The sequence below is a fragment of the Pseudomonas sp. PS01297 genome (assembly GCF_029959305.1).
Classification (GTDB): domain Bacteria; phylum Pseudomonadota; class Gammaproteobacteria; order Pseudomonadales; family Pseudomonadaceae; genus Aquipseudomonas; species Aquipseudomonas helleri.
Genome location: NZ_JASCPQ010000003.1, coordinates 95,580 through 110,889, shown reverse-complemented (window position 1 = coordinate 110,889; position 15,310 = coordinate 95,580). Strand labels below are relative to the sequence as shown.

General features: G+C 58.3%; 15 protein-coding genes and 1 tRNA gene. 11 read left to right on the top strand and 5 right to left on the bottom strand.

Annotation, left to right across the window (positions count from 1 at the left end; genetic code table 11):
• Positions 1-10: 10 nt before the first annotated feature.
• The 4 genes from pgsA to QMX84_RS02395 all read left to right on the top strand — a co-directional run bounded on the left by pgsA (position 11) and on the right by QMX84_RS02395 (position 2,441).
• The gene (gene pgsA / locus QMX84_RS02410; protein ID WP_048370021.1) at positions 11-568 is read left to right on the top strand and encodes a CDP-diacylglycerol--glycerol-3-phosphate 3-phosphatidyltransferase; all 558 of its coding nucleotides are present in this window, start codon (positions 11-13) and stop codon (positions 566-568) included.
• Between the two features lie 66 nt (positions 569-634).
• Positions 635-710: transfer RNA gene (locus QMX84_RS02405), tRNA-Gly, on the top strand.
• A gap of 276 nt (positions 711-986) precedes the next feature.
• On the top strand, positions 987-1,436 hold the full coding sequence (locus QMX84_RS02400; protein ID WP_153391659.1) for a nuclear transport factor 2 family protein: 450 nt from the start codon (positions 987-989) through the stop codon (positions 1,434-1,436).
• A gap of 66 nt (positions 1,437-1,502) precedes the next feature.
• Positions 1,503-2,441 (top strand): LysR family transcriptional regulator, encoded by a 939-nt coding sequence (locus QMX84_RS02395; RefSeq protein ID WP_282363013.1) that lies wholly within the window; start codon positions 1,503-1,505, stop codon positions 2,439-2,441.
• Between the two features lie 46 nt (positions 2,442-2,487).
• Here the strand turns inward: QMX84_RS02395 and QMX84_RS02390 are convergent, their stop codons facing one another.
• Positions 2,488-3,591, bottom strand: a complete 1,104-nt coding sequence (locus tag QMX84_RS02390) for an alkene reductase (protein WP_282363012.1) — start codon at positions 3,589-3,591, stop codon at positions 2,488-2,490.
• Between the two features lie 321 nt (positions 3,592-3,912).
• Between QMX84_RS02390 and QMX84_RS02385 the strand changes: the two genes are divergently transcribed.
• The 6 genes from QMX84_RS02385 (at position 3,913) to QMX84_RS02360 (ending at position 9,901) form a co-directional block, all read left to right on the top strand.
• Positions 3,913-6,048 carry an ATP-binding cassette domain-containing protein gene (locus QMX84_RS02385; protein ID WP_282363011.1) on the top strand — a complete coding sequence of 712 codons (2,136 nt, stop codon included), beginning with the start codon at positions 3,913-3,915 and terminating at the stop codon, positions 6,046-6,048.
• A 14-nt stretch (positions 6,049-6,062) separates the two neighbouring features.
• Positions 6,063-7,112 (top strand): glycine betaine ABC transporter substrate-binding protein, encoded by a 1,050-nt coding sequence (locus QMX84_RS02380; protein ID WP_262123093.1) that lies wholly within the window; start codon positions 6,063-6,065, stop codon positions 7,110-7,112.
• The gene (locus tag QMX84_RS02375; RefSeq protein ID WP_282363010.1) at positions 7,109-8,029 is read left to right on the top strand and encodes a homocysteine S-methyltransferase family protein; all 921 of its coding nucleotides are present in this window, start codon (positions 7,109-7,111) and stop codon (positions 8,027-8,029) included. Before QMX84_RS02380 ends, QMX84_RS02375 begins: the two co-directional genes overlap by 4 nt.
• The gene (gene msrA / locus QMX84_RS02370; RefSeq protein WP_262123095.1) at positions 8,026-8,493 is read left to right on the top strand and encodes a peptide-methionine (S)-S-oxide reductase MsrA; all 468 of its coding nucleotides are present in this window, start codon (positions 8,026-8,028) and stop codon (positions 8,491-8,493) included. Before QMX84_RS02375 ends, msrA begins: the two co-directional genes overlap by 4 nt.
• A gap of 98 nt (positions 8,494-8,591) precedes the next feature.
• The gene (locus QMX84_RS02365; RefSeq protein WP_153333139.1) at positions 8,592-9,227 is read left to right on the top strand and encodes a TetR/AcrR family transcriptional regulator; all 636 of its coding nucleotides are present in this window, start codon (positions 8,592-8,594) and stop codon (positions 9,225-9,227) included.
• On the top strand, positions 9,224-9,901 hold the full coding sequence (locus tag QMX84_RS02360; RefSeq protein WP_262123098.1) for a glutathione S-transferase N-terminal domain-containing protein: 678 nt from the start codon (positions 9,224-9,226) through the stop codon (positions 9,899-9,901). The genes QMX84_RS02365 and QMX84_RS02360 overlap by 4 nt, the downstream gene beginning before the upstream one ends.
• Before the next feature lie 5 nt (positions 9,902-9,906).
• On the opposite strand, the gene QMX84_RS02355 is transcribed toward QMX84_RS02360, so the two are convergent.
• From QMX84_RS02355 to QMX84_RS02340, 4 genes are all read right to left on the bottom strand, one after another.
• Positions 9,907-10,968, bottom strand: coding sequence for a GGDEF domain-containing protein (locus tag QMX84_RS02355; RefSeq protein ID WP_262123100.1), 1,062 nt, complete (start codon positions 10,966-10,968; stop codon positions 9,907-9,909).
• On the bottom strand, positions 10,955-11,785 hold the full coding sequence (locus QMX84_RS02350) for an alpha/beta hydrolase (protein ID WP_262123102.1): 831 nt from the start codon (positions 11,783-11,785) through the stop codon (positions 10,955-10,957). Before QMX84_RS02350 ends, QMX84_RS02355 begins: the two co-directional genes overlap by 14 nt.
• 193 nt (positions 11,786-11,978) lie before the next feature.
• Positions 11,979-13,319, bottom strand: coding sequence for an MFS transporter (locus QMX84_RS02345; protein ID WP_282363009.1), 1,341 nt, complete (start codon positions 13,317-13,319; stop codon positions 11,979-11,981).
• Between the two features lie 84 nt (positions 13,320-13,403).
• Positions 13,404-14,312, bottom strand: coding sequence for a LysR family transcriptional regulator (locus QMX84_RS02340; RefSeq protein WP_262123106.1), 909 nt, complete (start codon positions 14,310-14,312; stop codon positions 13,404-13,406).
• A gap of 142 nt (positions 14,313-14,454) precedes the next feature.
• On the opposite strand from QMX84_RS02340, the gene QMX84_RS02335 reads away from it, so the two are divergent.
• Positions 14,455-15,282: a MaoC family dehydratase N-terminal domain-containing protein gene (locus QMX84_RS02335; protein ID WP_282363008.1), complete on the top strand. Its 828-nt coding sequence runs from the start codon at positions 14,455-14,457 to the stop codon at positions 15,280-15,282.
• Positions 15,283-15,310 lie beyond the last annotated feature (28 nt).

The window sequence follows — 15,310 nt, the reverse complement described above, 5'->3', positions numbered from 1 at the left end:
AGTTGTGCCGATGAATATCCCTAATTTGATCACCGTTCTACGCGTTCTTCTGATTCCGTTCTTTATTCTGTTGTTTTACCTCCCGTACAGCTGGAGTTATGCCGCTGCAAGCTCTGTGTTCGCTTTTGCCGCGGCAACGGACTGGCTGGATGGTTATCTGGCCCGCCGACTGGAACAAAGCACACCGTTCGGCGCCTTTCTGGACCCGGTTGCCGACAAATTGATGGTGGCGGTCGCGCTGGTGTTGCTGGTGCAAGAACATCACAACTTCTGGCTGACCTTGCCGGCAGCGGTGATCATAGGCCGTGAAATTGTCATCTCGGCCTTGCGCGAGTGGATGGCAGAGCTGGGCGCGCGCGCCCAGGTTGCCGTGTCGAACATGGGTAAATGGAAAACAGCGGCGCAAATGCTGGCGTTGGTCATCTTGCTGGCTAACCCGTCAGACTTCAGTTTCTGGGTCCTGATTGGCTATGGGTTACTGATGGTCGCGGCGGGGTTGACGCTGTGGTCGATGGTTCAATACTTGCGGGCTGCCTGGCCGCATTTGAAGACCACCTCGACAAAATAAATAAAACTTTTTGAATCAAGGGGTTGACGCATTCTTGGAAACCTATAGAATGCGCAACACCAAAACGCGGGAATAGCTCAGTTGGTAGAGCACGACCTTGCCAAGGTCGGGGTCGCGAGTTCGAGTCTCGTTTCCCGCTCCAAATAAAGATTTACAGAGTTCAACTGAAGTCTGTGAATCGTTGAAAAAAGGACCTTCGGGTCCTTTTTTCGTTTCTGCGCACCTACTAAAACCATCGTTGTCGGGTGTGCTCTATCCTCCCTGGCCTTTGCGCCAGTACTCTATTCCATCCTTAAATTCCATAATGTTTGGAATTTATCCCGCATTATCTTTCTCCTAATCTTGACTACAGTGACCGTTCTACTGATTGGGCGTTGGCATCCAATCCCTAGGCATGCATCTTTAAGAGGTCACTGGTATGGACATTAAACTCAAGGCACTGCTGGATCGCGAAGAGATTCGCGCACTCCGCACGCTTTACGCACACCATCTGGACAGCAACAATATCGCGGCACTGGACCAGGTTTTTTCGGCAGACGCCGTGGTGCAAGTCACGGTCGGCAACATGCATGGCATCGACGCCATACGGGCTGGCCTGGCTGAGGCTTTCACGCTGTTCGATCGGGACAAGCAAGGGAGTTATCCCTTTATGCATGCCATTGTGAACCACTGGATCCAGCTGACCGGGCCCGATACGGCGCAAGGTCGCTGCTACTTGATTGATTTTGAAACGGCTTCGAAACCCGATCCAAACCCGTTGCTGTTGCTTGGCCTGTATGCCGATCAGTATCAGCGAATCGACGGGGAGTGGCGCATCACCCATACCCGCCTTGAGGTGGTCTGGCCTGAGCGTAATGCCCGTGAATAAGCCACGATCAAGCTGACAGGCGAGCGATCCCTCTCTGAAAGCAACCCCAGGCCCTGGAGCCTCTAAATGTCTGCAAACCCTTTTGACGGTATTCGCGAGTTTGTGTCTGCCGCTCAGTCACTAAGCTTCACGGCTGCCGCGCTTGAGTTGGGTGTGACCAGTTCGGCGGTGGGCAAAAGTGTCACGCGCCTTGAGGCGCGTTTAGGGGTGAAGCTGCTGCATCGCACCACCCGGCGCCTGGTGCTGACCGCTGAAGGCGAGGCGTATCTGGCCAGTTGCCTGCGGGTGATGGATGAGCTGGCCGAAACGCAGGGCTTTTTGACCACTGGCCAGCAAGCGCCTGTTGGCCGGCTGCGCATCGATCTTCCTGCAGCCTTTGGCCGTCGACATATTTTGCCGACGCTGATCGACATGGCGGTGCGTTATCAGCAGCTCGATCTGTCCGTCAGCTTCAGTGAGCGGCTGGTAGATATCGTCAACGAGGGTGTCGACCTGGTGGTCAGAATCGGTGTGTTGAAAGATGACGCCGATATAGTTGCCCGCAAGTTGGGCAGCCAAAGCCTGCTGATTTGTGCGACCCCGGCCTATCTACAAGCGCATGGCACACCCCGGGCACCCGATGATCTGCTGCATCACGATTGCATTGTCGGCTGGCGTAATGGCACCCGCAAAACCTGGATGTTGAATGACGAAAAGGGGCAAACCCATGAACATGAGGTGCGGGTCAAGCATGAGGTCGGTGATGGGGAGATGTTATTAAACTTGACCCTTGCCGGGGGCGGCCTGGCACAACTGCCCACTTGGCTGGTGCAAACGCCTGTTGAACAGGGCCTGTTGGTCCCGGTGCTTGAGGCTTATGCCGGGGCTGAAATGCCGATAAACGTGATTTGGCCACGGACGCGTTACCTGCAACCCAAGGTCCGTATGGTCGTGGATGAACTGCTGGCACTGGCACAACGTGATGCGCTGATTTTTAGACCGGATTTGGGCCCTGCTGCTGTTTAAAACAGTGATCTGAAGCGCCCCGGTCGGGCGCTTCAAGTGAGTACGGTTACTGGACTGGCGTATAAAACGGGTAGTCGACGTAGCCTTTTTCGCCGCTGTTGCCGTAGAACGTTGAGCGATCAGGCAGCGCAATCGGCCAGTCGTTTTTCATCCGTTCAACCAGGTCCGGGTTTGCTATAAAGGGGCGGCCAAATGCGACCAGATCCAGCTCACCTGACGCCAGCGCCGCCTCGGCCGATTCGCGATCAAAGCCACCGGCGGCAATCAAGGTGCCTTGGTACGAATCGCGAAAGGTCTGGGCAAAACCTTCGGGCATGCGTTCGGCGCCAATGGTCAATTGATCGCTCAGGTGAACGTAGGCAATGCGCCGATTTTGCAGTTCGCGCGCGACGGCGACCCAGGTCTCGGCCTCATCATCAAAGGGCGCCATATCAAACAGCCGGCCAAAGGGAGAAACCCGCACCCCCACCTTGCTGCGACCGATTGCATCGGCGACCGCATCCAGGGTTTCCAGTAGCAGGCGAATGCGATTTTCAATGGAGCCGCCATAGCGGTCCGTACGGTCGTTGACCGTTGGATTGATAAATTGCTCAAACAGATAGCCATTGGCGCCATGGATCTCCACCCCGTCAAAACCCGCTTCAACCGCTCTGCGGGCAGCCAGGACAAAGTCGTGCTTGAGCGCTTCGACTTCTTCGGTCGACAACGCACGGGGAGGGCTGGCTTGAATCGGTCCGGGCTGACCGTCTTGGTCGTAGGCATAGGCCAGCGAATTGGCCGCCGACTTATTGCTGGAGGACACCGGGGCGCCGCCATCGGGTTGCAAGGTGGTGTGCGATACCCGGCCCACGTGCCAAAGTTGGGCGAAGATCTTGCCGCCGTCTTCATGCACGGCGCGGGTGACGTTTTTCCAGCCTTCAACTTGCTCTTGGGTGTAAAGGCCGGGGTTGAACAAATAGCCGCGGCCCTGCACGGAAACCGGAACCCCTTCGCTGATGATCAGCCCTGCACTTGCCCGCTGGCGGTAATAGAGCACCGTCAGCGCGTCAGGCACGGTGGTCAAGGCGCGTGCGCGAGTCATGGGCGCCATCACGACACGGTTCTTCAGTTCTATGCCCGACAGCGTGTAGGGAGAAAACAGAATGCTCATTAGGGGACCTCTGAAGTGGAGCGCTCCATGGCGCTGATCAAGGCCAATATACGGCGCCAAGCCCTTCAGATAATCGTCTGCACATTCCAAACATTCAGGCGCCGGGTTCCACAATCAACTGTGGCTGCGCGATTGTCACAAACCGAAATAATTAAGAAGCTTAAGCTAATAATTAAATAGTATTTATTTTTGTTTTTTAAGATCGTTTAGCTTTATGCCTCTCTACAGCGTCGGGCATTTAGTCCGGCGCTTTTTGCATCAGGCTAACTGTTCTCAGGTCATGCGCTGACGCTCAACTTTTGCAGCCTGTGGGCGAACCAGATGCCCGTTTTCAAGCAGCGTTTGTCAGGAGCACCTGTGACAGTCATTCACCTTCCATTGGCGGCGGAGCGAACTCCATCGCCACAAAGGCCTCTTCAAGTGCCCACCGAATTCGCCAGCAAGGGCGATGTGGTGCTTGAGTTTCGGAGCGTCACCAAAACCTACTCGGGGAAAAAAGCCGCCCCTGAATTACTGGCCGTCAGCGACGTCAGCTTGCAAGTTCGGCGCGGTGAAGTCTTGTGCCTGATGGGCACTTCAGGCAGCGGCAAGTCAACGTTGTTGCGCCATATCAACCGCCTGATCGAGCCCACCAGCGGTGACGTGTTGATTGACGGTCAAGCCATCAGCGGGCTGAACGACAAAGGCTTGCGGGATTTGCGCTCGCGCCGTATTGGCATGGTCTTTCAGCACTTTGGCCTGTTACCCCATCGTACGGTGCTGGATAACGTCGCGCTGCCGCTGGAGTTGCGTGGCGAACCCGAGCCGGTTCGTCATGCCGCTGCCACCTTGCAGTTACAGGCGGTGGGGTTGCAGGGGTGGGGGGAGCACTATCCCCACGAGCTTTCCGGGGGCATGCAGCAACGGGTCGGCCTGGCCCGGGCCTTGGTGACAGAGCCAGACATCCTGCTGATGGACGAGCCTTTCAGTGCGCTGGATCCGACTATCCGCCGCGACCTGCAAAATCACTTTCTGGCGCTGGCGCACGAGCGCGGCATCACCACCTTGCTCGTCACCCATGACCCGGCAGAAGCCCTGCGCCTCGCGGATCGCATCGCCGTGCTGCGCCATGGTCGTTTAGTGCAAGTGGGGACCCCTGAGGCGTTGCTCGAACACCCCGCTGATGCCGAAGTTGCCGACTTTTTCCGTGATTCCCTGCCCGCGCCTTCGGTCGCGCAAAAGGCTGCCAGTGTCAGCCTCCAGGCGCCAGGCAATGAGCCTCAGGCGTCACCGGGTGCGCCAGGTTTGCGGGGCTGGCAAGCCCTGTTACTGGGGCCGGCAGCGCAGGCCGACCGCGGCAAAGGCGGTTTGTTCTGGCTGGCGTTTGCCGCTGAACTGGCAGCCCTGGCTACGTTCGGCCAAGGCATTCTCAGCGCATCGTGGCTTGCGGTGTTGGCGGCGGTAGTGGTGTTCGCTGCCAGCCGATTCACTGCGCTGTCTGTCAGCCGCCAACCCGTGCGGCGCAATGCGTCGGGGTGGGGGTTACCGCTGGCCGTGCTGCTGGTCAGTCAGGCGTTGGTGATCTGGCGTGTCTTTACCCCGGACACGGCCAACGCGTTGTTTGAGTTCCCGGCGAACCGGCAGCTGTTATTGCTGGCAGCCGACAGCATCGACCAATTCATTGGCTGGTCCCAGGTGGCGTTCGAAGGGGCGTTTGTCGGCGTGATCGTTGCTGTGCGCACCGTTATCGAGGGCATAGAGAACGTCTTGGGTTGGTTGCCATGGTCCGTCTCGGCACTGGCGTTGGTGTTGCTGGCCTGGCGTTCGGCGGGGTTGAGGCTGGCCCTGACCAGCAGCGTGGCGCTGCTCTACATCGGGCTGTTCGGCTTTTGGGAACGCACCATCTCCACGCTGGCGCTGGTGGGTTCATCGGTCTTGATTGCCTTGGTCATCGGCGTGCCCACCGGCATTGTGCTGGCGAAACGGGCGCGGATACGCCGTGTGGTCACACCGTTACTGGATGCCATGCAGACGCTGCCCACGTTTGTGTATCTGATTCCTGCCGTGGCGTTCTTCTCTGTGGGCAAGACGCCTGCGGTCATTGCCACGGTCATTTTTGCCCTGGCACCGATGATCCGCCTGACGTCGCTGGGTATCCAGGAAGTGCCCAAGGATGCCGTCGAGGCTGCTGTCGCCCACGGTGCCAGCCCTTGGCAAACCCTGGTCAAAGTGCAATTGCCGCTGGCACGCCGTTCGCTGCTGCTGGGGATTAACCAGACCATTGTCATGAGCTTGTCGATGGTGGTGGTCGCTGCGCTGATTGGCGCGGGCGGGCTGGGCTACGACGTGATGACGGCGCTGCGCAACATCAAGGGCGGCGAGGGCATCCTCGCGGGGGTGGCGATTGTTCTGTGTGCATTAATTCCGGATCGAATCATTCAATCGAGCTTGCGCAAGCAAGATCGCGCGCACCATTAACTGTGAGACTTATCGTGAAGACACCTCTGTTGCGTTCATTGGGAGCAGCCGCGCTGCTGGCCTCCCTGATTCTTCCGGCCAGCGCATTCGCCAAAGAAAAAATTGTCATTGGTGAGCAGAACTGGACCGGTGCCATTGCTATTCAGAATATCCTCGGCGAGGTGATCAAAAGTCGCCTCGATGGCGATGTCTCGTACCTGGCCGGTGACGTTCCGGTACTGTTCAGCGCTGCCGCCAAAGGCGATGGCTCGGTGGACGTGCTGACGGATATCTGGCTGCCGAACCAGTCGGCGGCCTGGGCCAAATATGTCACGGGCGGCACTCGCTCACTGGTGCCGAACCTCAAGCCTTATGCGGGTGAGCAAGGCTTTTATATTCCGGGGTATTTGCAGGACAAATACGGCGTTAAATCCGTCTACGACCTGAAAAAACCTGAAATCGCCAAGCTCTTCGAACCGCTGGGTGGCGGCAAGGCTCAATTGTTGGTCGGGCCGGCGGGTTGGGAGTCGACCTACATTGGTGAAATCAAGGCCAAGGATTACGGTTTTGCAGACAAGTTCGAGTCTGTGTCCACCGAAGCCTCCGTGACTTACGCCAAGCTGGCTGCGGCTTATAAGGCGGGGCGCGGCGTGGTCTTTTACGCCTACACCCCGGACTGGATCTTCTCGGCCTTTGACCTGCGCCGCCTGCAAGAGCCTGCGTTCGATGGCTATGCCCAGGACAACAAAAAGGGTGACCCGCTGTACAAAGCTGACGGCTGCTGGAAGTTCATCAGCCCGACAGTTGACCCTGACTGGCTGAACAAAAGCCAGATCACCTGCGCTTATCCGGACGCAAAAGTGCATATCCTGGCATCAACCGCCTTGCAGAAACGCGCGCCAAAAATTGCCGAGTTCCTGCGTAATGTAGCCATTGACCCGGCGCAGTTGAATGACCTGATCCTGAAGATCGAAAAGCAAAAAGTACCCGCTGACGTGGCGGCCAAGGAATGGATCAAGGCCAACCCTGCCACGGTTGATCAGTGGTTGGCAGCCCCGGCACCTACCGTGAGTGCCAACCCATGAGTCATGCCTCCTTGCGTTTGCTGGATGGTGGCATGGGCCGCGAATTGCAGCGGAACGGGGCACCGTTTCGCCAACCGGAGTGGTCAGCGCTCGCGCTGATCGAGGCACCCGAGTATGTGTTTGAGGCTCATCGCGCGTTTATTGCGGCCGGTGCCCGGATCATCACGACTAACAGTTATGCGGTTGTGCCATTTCACATCGGCGATGAGCGCTTTACCCAGCAAGGGCTAACATTGGCGGGGCGTGCGGGGGCGCTCGCCCGCCAGGCCGCATCCGCCAGTAACGAGCCGGTCACGGTGGCCGGCTCGTTGCCGCCAGCCTTGGGCTCTTATCGACCAGACTTGTTTGACCATCAGCGTTCGGTGGCGATTCATCGGCAGTTGATCGCGGGTCTTGAGGCCCATGTCGATGTCTGGCTGGCGGAAACTCAAAGCTCCATCGCTGAAGTCCGCGCGGTGGTTGAAGCTCTGGATAACAATCCGAAACCGCTTTGGCTGTCGTTTACCTTGCTGGACGAGGTCGGTGAGCCATCACGCTTGCGCTCGACTGAAGCGGTCGCCGACGCTGTACGGGCGGCCATCGAGTTGGGCGCAAAGGCGGTGCTGTTTAACTGCAGCCAGCCGGAAGTTATGGGCGCTGCGCTGGCGCAAGCGCGGGAGGTGCTTGAACAACTCGGTCAAACCCTGGAGTTGGGGGTTTACGCCAATGCCTTTCCACCTGTGAACAGCGAAGCCAAAGCCAATAGCACGCTGCTTGAAATCAGACGTGATCTTGACCCTGAGGCTTACTTGAGTTGGTCGAGAACCTGGGTGGCGGCCGGTGCCAGCATCGTGGGTGGATGCTGCGGAATAGGGCCTGAGCACATCGCGCAGTTGCATTCGAGTTTATTGCCAGAAAAAGAGAAGGGGGACGCATGACTGATTTTAATGAAGAGGCACTGGTTGAACAGGCGACCTTTGGCGCCGGTTGTTTTTGGGGGGCTGAGGCGTCGTTCCAGGCATTGCCTGGAGTGATTGACAGCCGGGTGGGCTTTGCCCGCTTTGCCGAGGATGAGTCTGCGTTGATCGAGGTGGTACAGGTCGACTTCGATGCCCAGGTGATTACCTACGATCAACTGATTGCTCACTTCTGGACCGTGCACGATCCCGCCTCTGTGGACCGCCAAGGTGCAGATGTCGGTATCAAATACCGCTCAGCGCTGTTTTTCGGGTCTGAAGAGCAGGCGAAGGTCGCATCGGTTGCCAGGCAGGCGCTTGAGGCTTCGGGAAGGTTGAACCGACCCGTCGCGACGGTGATCGTGCCGTTGGTTGAGTTCGTGCTGGCCGATGAAGAGCATCAGCGATACCTCGAAAAACATGGCGGCAGCAGCTGTTCCATCTAATGGCTGCGCTGTGGCGTGAACGTATCAGTCGCATTCTGTGGCGGCTGATACAAAACCTGTGATATCGTCCCCGGCATCTTCCTGGAGCATGTCGGTCAATGGCGCGTCCACGTACATTCGATGAAGCAAAGGTTCTCAGCGCCGTTGTCGACGCCTTCTGGGTGCGTGGCTATGAAGGCACGTCTACCCGGGATCTGGTCAGGTGTACAGGCCTCAACCAGCCCAGTCTCTATAACGCGTTTGGCGACAAACGCTGCCTGTATCGTCGCGCCCTCACGCACTATCTGGAATGCAGTGTGCGTGAGCGGATCCGGCGCCTTGAAGGGCTGCCGGATGCCGGAACGGCCATCACTCTATTCTTCACAGAAGTCCTGGATCGTACGTTGAACGATCCGCTTCACCGTGGATGCCTGCTGGTGAACTCCGCGCTTGAGGCGCATACAGACGACGCGGACTTGCGCCAGGCCATCGCAGAAGAGTTCGAGACCATTCGCCGTTTTTTCGAAAGCCGTCTGCAGGCCTTTAGCCTGCAAGGTGACGGTGTCAGGGAGATTGATGCGAAGCAGGGAGCTCACCATTTACTGAGTCTGTTACTGGGGGTACGCGTTTTAGCGCGCCTCAACCCCGACCCCGCGTGCGTCACAGACGCGGTTGACCTTGCACTTAACAGCCTTGGGCTTACGCCTTTGGCGCTTGCGACGCTCACTAAAAGCCCCTGCACGGAGTCACCATGATCAAGTTCTACTATCACCCGTCTCCCAACCCTGCCAAGGTCGCGCTGTTCCTTGAGGAATCAGGCCTCGCGTATGAACTGGTGCCTGTTGATACCCGCAAGGGTGAGCAGCACGAGCCGGCGTTTCTCAAAATCAACCCCAACGCCAAGACGCCGGCATTGGTCGACGACGACAACATTGTGTTCGACAGCAACGCCATGCTGCTTTATCTGGCCGAGAAGACGGGGCAGTTCTTGCCTGCCGATAACCTTAAAGCCCGCGGTGAAATGTTGTCCTGGTTGATGTTCGTGGCCACCGGCATTGGCCCTTACTCGGGCCAGCATGTGCATTTCAAACACTTCGCCCCGGAGCCCAAAGATTACGCGGTTACCCGCTACACCTACGAAGCCTGGCGCCACTGGCAGATTCTTAACGATCGCCTGGCCAACCAGCCTTACATGCTGGGCAATGAATACACTTTGGTGGACATGGCCGTATGGGGCTGGGCCCGCGCGGTGCCTTTCATCCTGGGGGAGGATGCGTGGGAAAAACTGCCGCACGTCAAACGCCTGCTGGACGAGATCAATGCTCGCCCGGCCGCGCAACGTGCCGAAGCCCTGAAGACACAGCACACCTACAAAACTGAAATGGACGCTGCCGCTCGTAAAGCCATGTTTCCGCAGATTGCTGAGTAAAAACGTCAGTTGATGCGGTGAATACCGGGGAGGGAAAGTGCGCTTTCTGTCAGTGCCTTTCCCTCACCTTTGTCGCTGCCCAGGCACGAAGGCTGCATTTGATCGGCAAAGCAGATGGTGCGGTTACGCCCGTGTGCCTTGGCTTCATAAACTGCTGTATCGGCCTGTGCCAGTAGATGTTCAAGCAGTACTCCGGCTTCGTGGCCGTTCTGCGTCATGCTGGAAACACCGATGCTGACGGTGATGCTCTCACCGGCCACCTGGACCCGGGAAATATGCTGGTGTACCCGCTTGGCCGCGCGTGTTGCGCCTTCAAGGTCCGAGTTGGGCAACCACAGGGCGAACTCTTCGCCACCATGGCGAATGACGCTGTCCTGCGCACGGGCACTTTCTAACAGTCGTTGGGCCACGTTGCGCAACACATTGTCGCCCTCGGCATGGCCAAACCGGTCATTGATCTGCTTGAAAAAGTCGATGTCTATCAGTAACAAACTACTGACCGATTGACTGTTTGCGGTGAGCATCCACTGTTTGACATTGCGCGTGAGGGCGCGCCTGTTGCCCAAGTTGGTCAGTGGGTCCGTCAGGCTCAGGTGGGCGAACTTGTCTGCTTTGATTCTGGCTTCTTGCGCATACTCGCTCAGTTGAGCATTGGCATACTGCAGTTCAGTGTTCACTTCAGTCAGCTGCAAGGCGGTCTCTTGGGCATGTTGGCGTGCCTTGAGCAACTCGGCTTCAAAGCGTTGTCGCTCTTTGGCCACGAAAAACAGCCAGATCACCACCCGTTCGCTCTCGGTCTGACTGATCCGCGCGTTCGTCATCACCGGTAGCAGTTGCCCATTGGTGGTCAGCAATTGCAAGTACAGCTCGCTGAATTCACCATTTTTAAGCAGCATCGGCCAGGCATAGCTGTGCAGAAAAATACGCGAGGCGGGCGGGAAGTAACTGTCCATGTAATCGCAGTTTTCAGGCGCCACCAGTTGCCTGAAGTCCCGATTGGTATGCAGTACGTGACCATTACAGTTTGTGACTACTACCGGGCAGGGCAGCCGTTCAAGGTAAAACACAACTGTCGCTCCCTGACAGATAGTGACGTATAGCCGAAGCCACCAGGTGCGGGTGACTCATGTGGGCGCAATGCCCGGTGACGTCCAGAACTTGCAGGACGCTGTGTTTCAGATGTTCGTTCAGGTACTCCCCGACGGGAAGGGGCACCAGCGTATCGCGGCGATGTTGCAGTATGAGGCTGGGTGTTGTGCAACGGCCCAGCGCTTGGCGAATGTCAGAGAAGAAAGTGGCCTGGGCGAATTGCCGCGCCATGACCGGGTCTGTTGAGCAGAAACTGCCTGCCAACTGAGCCGTGATCGGCGGATCTGCCTGTGAGCCAGCCACCACGGGGGCAAAGTACTCTGCCCAACCGATGTAGTTCTGATCCATGAGGGCCAGTAACGCTTCGAGGTCTGCTCGTTCGAAGCCGCCACTATACGCGGGTGGATCGTTCAGGAAACAGGGCGAAGGCCCCACCAGGACCATTTGTGAGAAAAGGTCAGGGCGTTGGATCGACGCCAGGATGCCGATGCTGCAACTGACGGAGTGCCCGACGAAGATCACGTCTTTGGACAGGCCCAAAGCGTCGCACACCTCGATCAGGTCTTGCGCATAACCGGCCAGCGAGCTGTACCTGAACGCATCAAATGCCCGTGCATCCGAGCTGCCGCTGCCCACATAGTCGAATAATATTTGCCGGTGGGTGGCGGCAAACTCCGGCGTGAGGAGGTGCCACATGTCCTGATTACAGCCAAATCCATGGGCGTAAAGGATGACCGGTGCATCGGGGTTAGCGTGGGGCAATTGCTTAACGTTGTTGCGCTGGATGATACCCACTTCTGCAACACCTCTGTTAAGGGGGCGGTGATCAGAGGCCACAACACAGTCCAAGGTTTGTGTCGACAAGATGGCGTCAGTAGCGCGTCAGTATAACGAGGGTGATGGCAAAACGGCATCCTTGGCAGGGGTGCCCATGAGATCAACACATCGCAGCCTGCAACTTTGCTTGCAGACTGCGTGAGGGGGCGCTCTATAAAGCGGCTGTGCGCAAGGCGTGTTTTTTCTCCGGGCCCGGCACGTCGTGCAGGGATATGCGCGAAGTTTCTGGTAGCGCCAAGCCGCCTGCCAGGGCGAGTACCGCAACGGCCATCAGGTAAAACGCTGGCGACAGGTTACTGCCAGTGGTGCTGATGAGCCAGGTGGCTACCAGCGGTGCGGTGCCGCCAAACAAGGTGTAGGCCATGTTGTAGGTGATGGCCGAGGCGGTGTAGCGGGTGCGGGTCGGGAAGGTTTCCGAGAGCAGGGCGGCGGTCACCACGCCACACAGCACCGCGCCAATCGCCAGCAGCATGACCCCGATGACAGATGCGCCGAACCCGCCGGAACTGGCCATCAGGAACGACGGGTACACGGCGACGATCAGCAGCGCGCAGGCGGTCATGACCGTGGCCCGACGCCCCACCCGGTCGGAATACAGCCCGGCCAGCGGGCAGATGGCGGCAGCGAAAATCAGGGCAATCAACGACACCAGCAAGGCCATGGCACGGCTCAGGCCGCCAGCCACTTGCAGGTAGGTGGCAAAGTAGGTGGTGAACATATAGAACGACAACGCCGTCAGCGACACAAAAGCGCCCAGGCAGCAGATGGCAGCGCCATGGTTGCGCAAGGTTTCTTTGAGTGGCGAATGGGCGACGTCGTGTTCTTCGGTGACCGCCTGGAACGCCGGGGTTTCATCCAGTTTGTTACGCATGTACAGGCCGACCAACCCCAGTGGCGCGGCAATCAGAAACGGCACGCGCCAGCCCCAACTGCTCATGGCTTCTGCCGACAACGAAGCCTCAAGGGCATAAGCCGCAACGGCCGCTGCGGCGAAGGCGGAGAACGTCGATACCGGCACAAAGCTGCCGTACCAGGCCCGTTTATGGTCCGGCGCGTGCTCCATCAAATAAGCGCACGCGCCTGCGTATTCGCCGCCCGCTGAAAAGCCCTGGGCGCAACGGATCAGCGTCAACAGAATCGGCGCCATTACCCCGATCGCCGCATAGGTGGGCAGCACGCCGATCAGGGTGGTCGCCGCGGCCATCAGCAAAATGGTCATGGCCAGGGTTCGCTTGCGGCCGATGCGGTCGCCGAGCATGCCGAAAATCACCCCGCCCAGCGGGCGAAAGGCAAAGGCAACCGCGAACACGGCAAAGGTTTTGAGCAGCGCCGCGCTGGCGTCTTCACTGGGGAAGAACTGCTGGGCGATGGTGGTTGCGAGAAAGCCATACACCGCGAAATCAAACCACTCGACAAAGTTGCCGATCGAGGCCGCGACAATCACTTTTCTCAGCGTTTTAGGGCTGACGTGCCCGGGTGTGGTGCTGGTCATATGAGCCTCGATAATGGATCCGTGATCGATCGATTATCGGGGCAGCCCTGAGGGGGGAACGCTTCAAAAGTGCCCTCGACGTATTCAGGAGCGACGCTGGTCTTTGTCAGTTTGTGTCAAAAAAATAGTGATCAAGGCGCGGATCACGGCGGGCAACGCTTCCAGATCGCGGACCAGGATGCTGCGCTCACGTACGCGCCAGGGTTCGTCGAGCTCGACGATATGCAAGCCCATGGTGTGCTGATGACGCCGGGCCGAGGATTCCGGCAGGATCGCCAGGCCGACTCCGGCTTCAACCATGCGGCACATGGCCTCGAAGCTGTAGACCTTGATGCGCATGTTCAACGTCTGGCCGCTCAGGGCGACTTGTTCATTCAAAAAGCGCAGCAGCGTGGTGCCTTCATGCAAGCCGATGTGGGGATAGGCCAAGGTCTCGGTCAATTTGACCTTTTTGCGTGTGGCCAGTGGATGGTCGAGCGGAGTGACCAGAATCAATTGGTCGGTGCTGAAATGGATGACCTGCAAGCCATCTGCCTTGATCGGGCCAGCGATGATGCCCAAATCGGTGGAGCCGTCCATCACGCCGCGCACGATGTCACGGCTGAGCCGCTCCTGAAGGTCGACGGTAACGCCCGGTCGTTCAGCGAGAAACCCGGCAAGAATTTCCGGCAAGAATTCGGTCGCAGCCGTGGTGTTGGCAAAGATCTTGATATGCCCGCTGGCTTCGGCGCCGTACTCGGTGAACTCGTTTTTCATGTAGTCCACCTGGCGCATGATCACCCGCGCATGGTGCAAAAACAGCTTGCCTGCGGGCGTCAATTCTACGCCCCGGCTGTCACGGTACAACAGGCGGCTGGCCAGGCTTTCTTCCAGGCTTTTGATGCGCGCACTGGCCGCAGCAGGGGACATGAACGCCTTGCGTGCGCCTTGGGTCATGCTGGGGGATTCGGCGATTTGAATGAACAGGCGCAGGTCGACTAAATCGAAGTGCATGGCAGATTTCCGCTGGGTGTGAGTGCTGGCCTACAACATTGGCGTTAAGCAAATCCGAACGCCCCCTTACGAAATCGCAGATTCACAGATCGCCGGGCTTTTAGCAATCTTGGCTAAAACAACAAGCCACGGGACATTACCGATGAGCGATAACGCACTGTCCACCTGGATCGGTCGTACTGAAGAGATCCACGATCACATCAGTCTCAACCTGGTCACCCGCATCGCCGCGACGTTGGGTGAGCGTGTGCCACACGCTGGCGAGCCTTTACCTGCGCTGTGGCAATGGTGCTTTTTCCAGCCTGCCGTTGAGTCGAGCGGCCTGGGCGGCGACGGGCATCCGGCCCGGGGTGGTTTTTTGCCCCCGGCGCACAATCGCAACCGCATGTGGGCGGGTGGGCGTTTTGAGTTTTACGCGCCACTGAAAGTGGGTGTCGACGCAACGCGGGTTTCCACCATCACCAACGTTCAGGAAAAACACGGCAAGACCGGTTCGCTGCTGTTTGTCACGGTCCAGCATGACTACCTGCAAGACGGTCAACTGGCGATCCGTGAAGAGCAGGACATCGTCTACCGCGAACCGACGCCGCCTAAATTGACCAGCGGTGAGCCCTTGCCTGCGGGCACTTGGCAGGAGTCTGTCGACCCTGATCCAACCCTGCTGTTCCGCTATTCCGCCGTCACCTTCAATGGTCACCGCATTCACTACGACTGGCCTTACGCGACGCAAACCGAGGGCTATCCGGGGTTGGTGGTGCATGGGCCGTTGATCGCCACGCTGGCACTGCGGGCATTTTGCCGCGCCAATCCGGATGCGCGTTTACGCGGTTTTACGTATCGCGGCCTGCGCCCATTGATCGCCCCGCAGCCCTTTGTTGTAGGCGGGCGTGTCAGCGCTCAGGGCAAGGCGCAAGTGTGGGCAGGCAATGCACAGGGCATCGCCCAGCAAGGCGAAGTGACCTTCGACTGACCGTGGCATTCAGCACAATAAATACAAC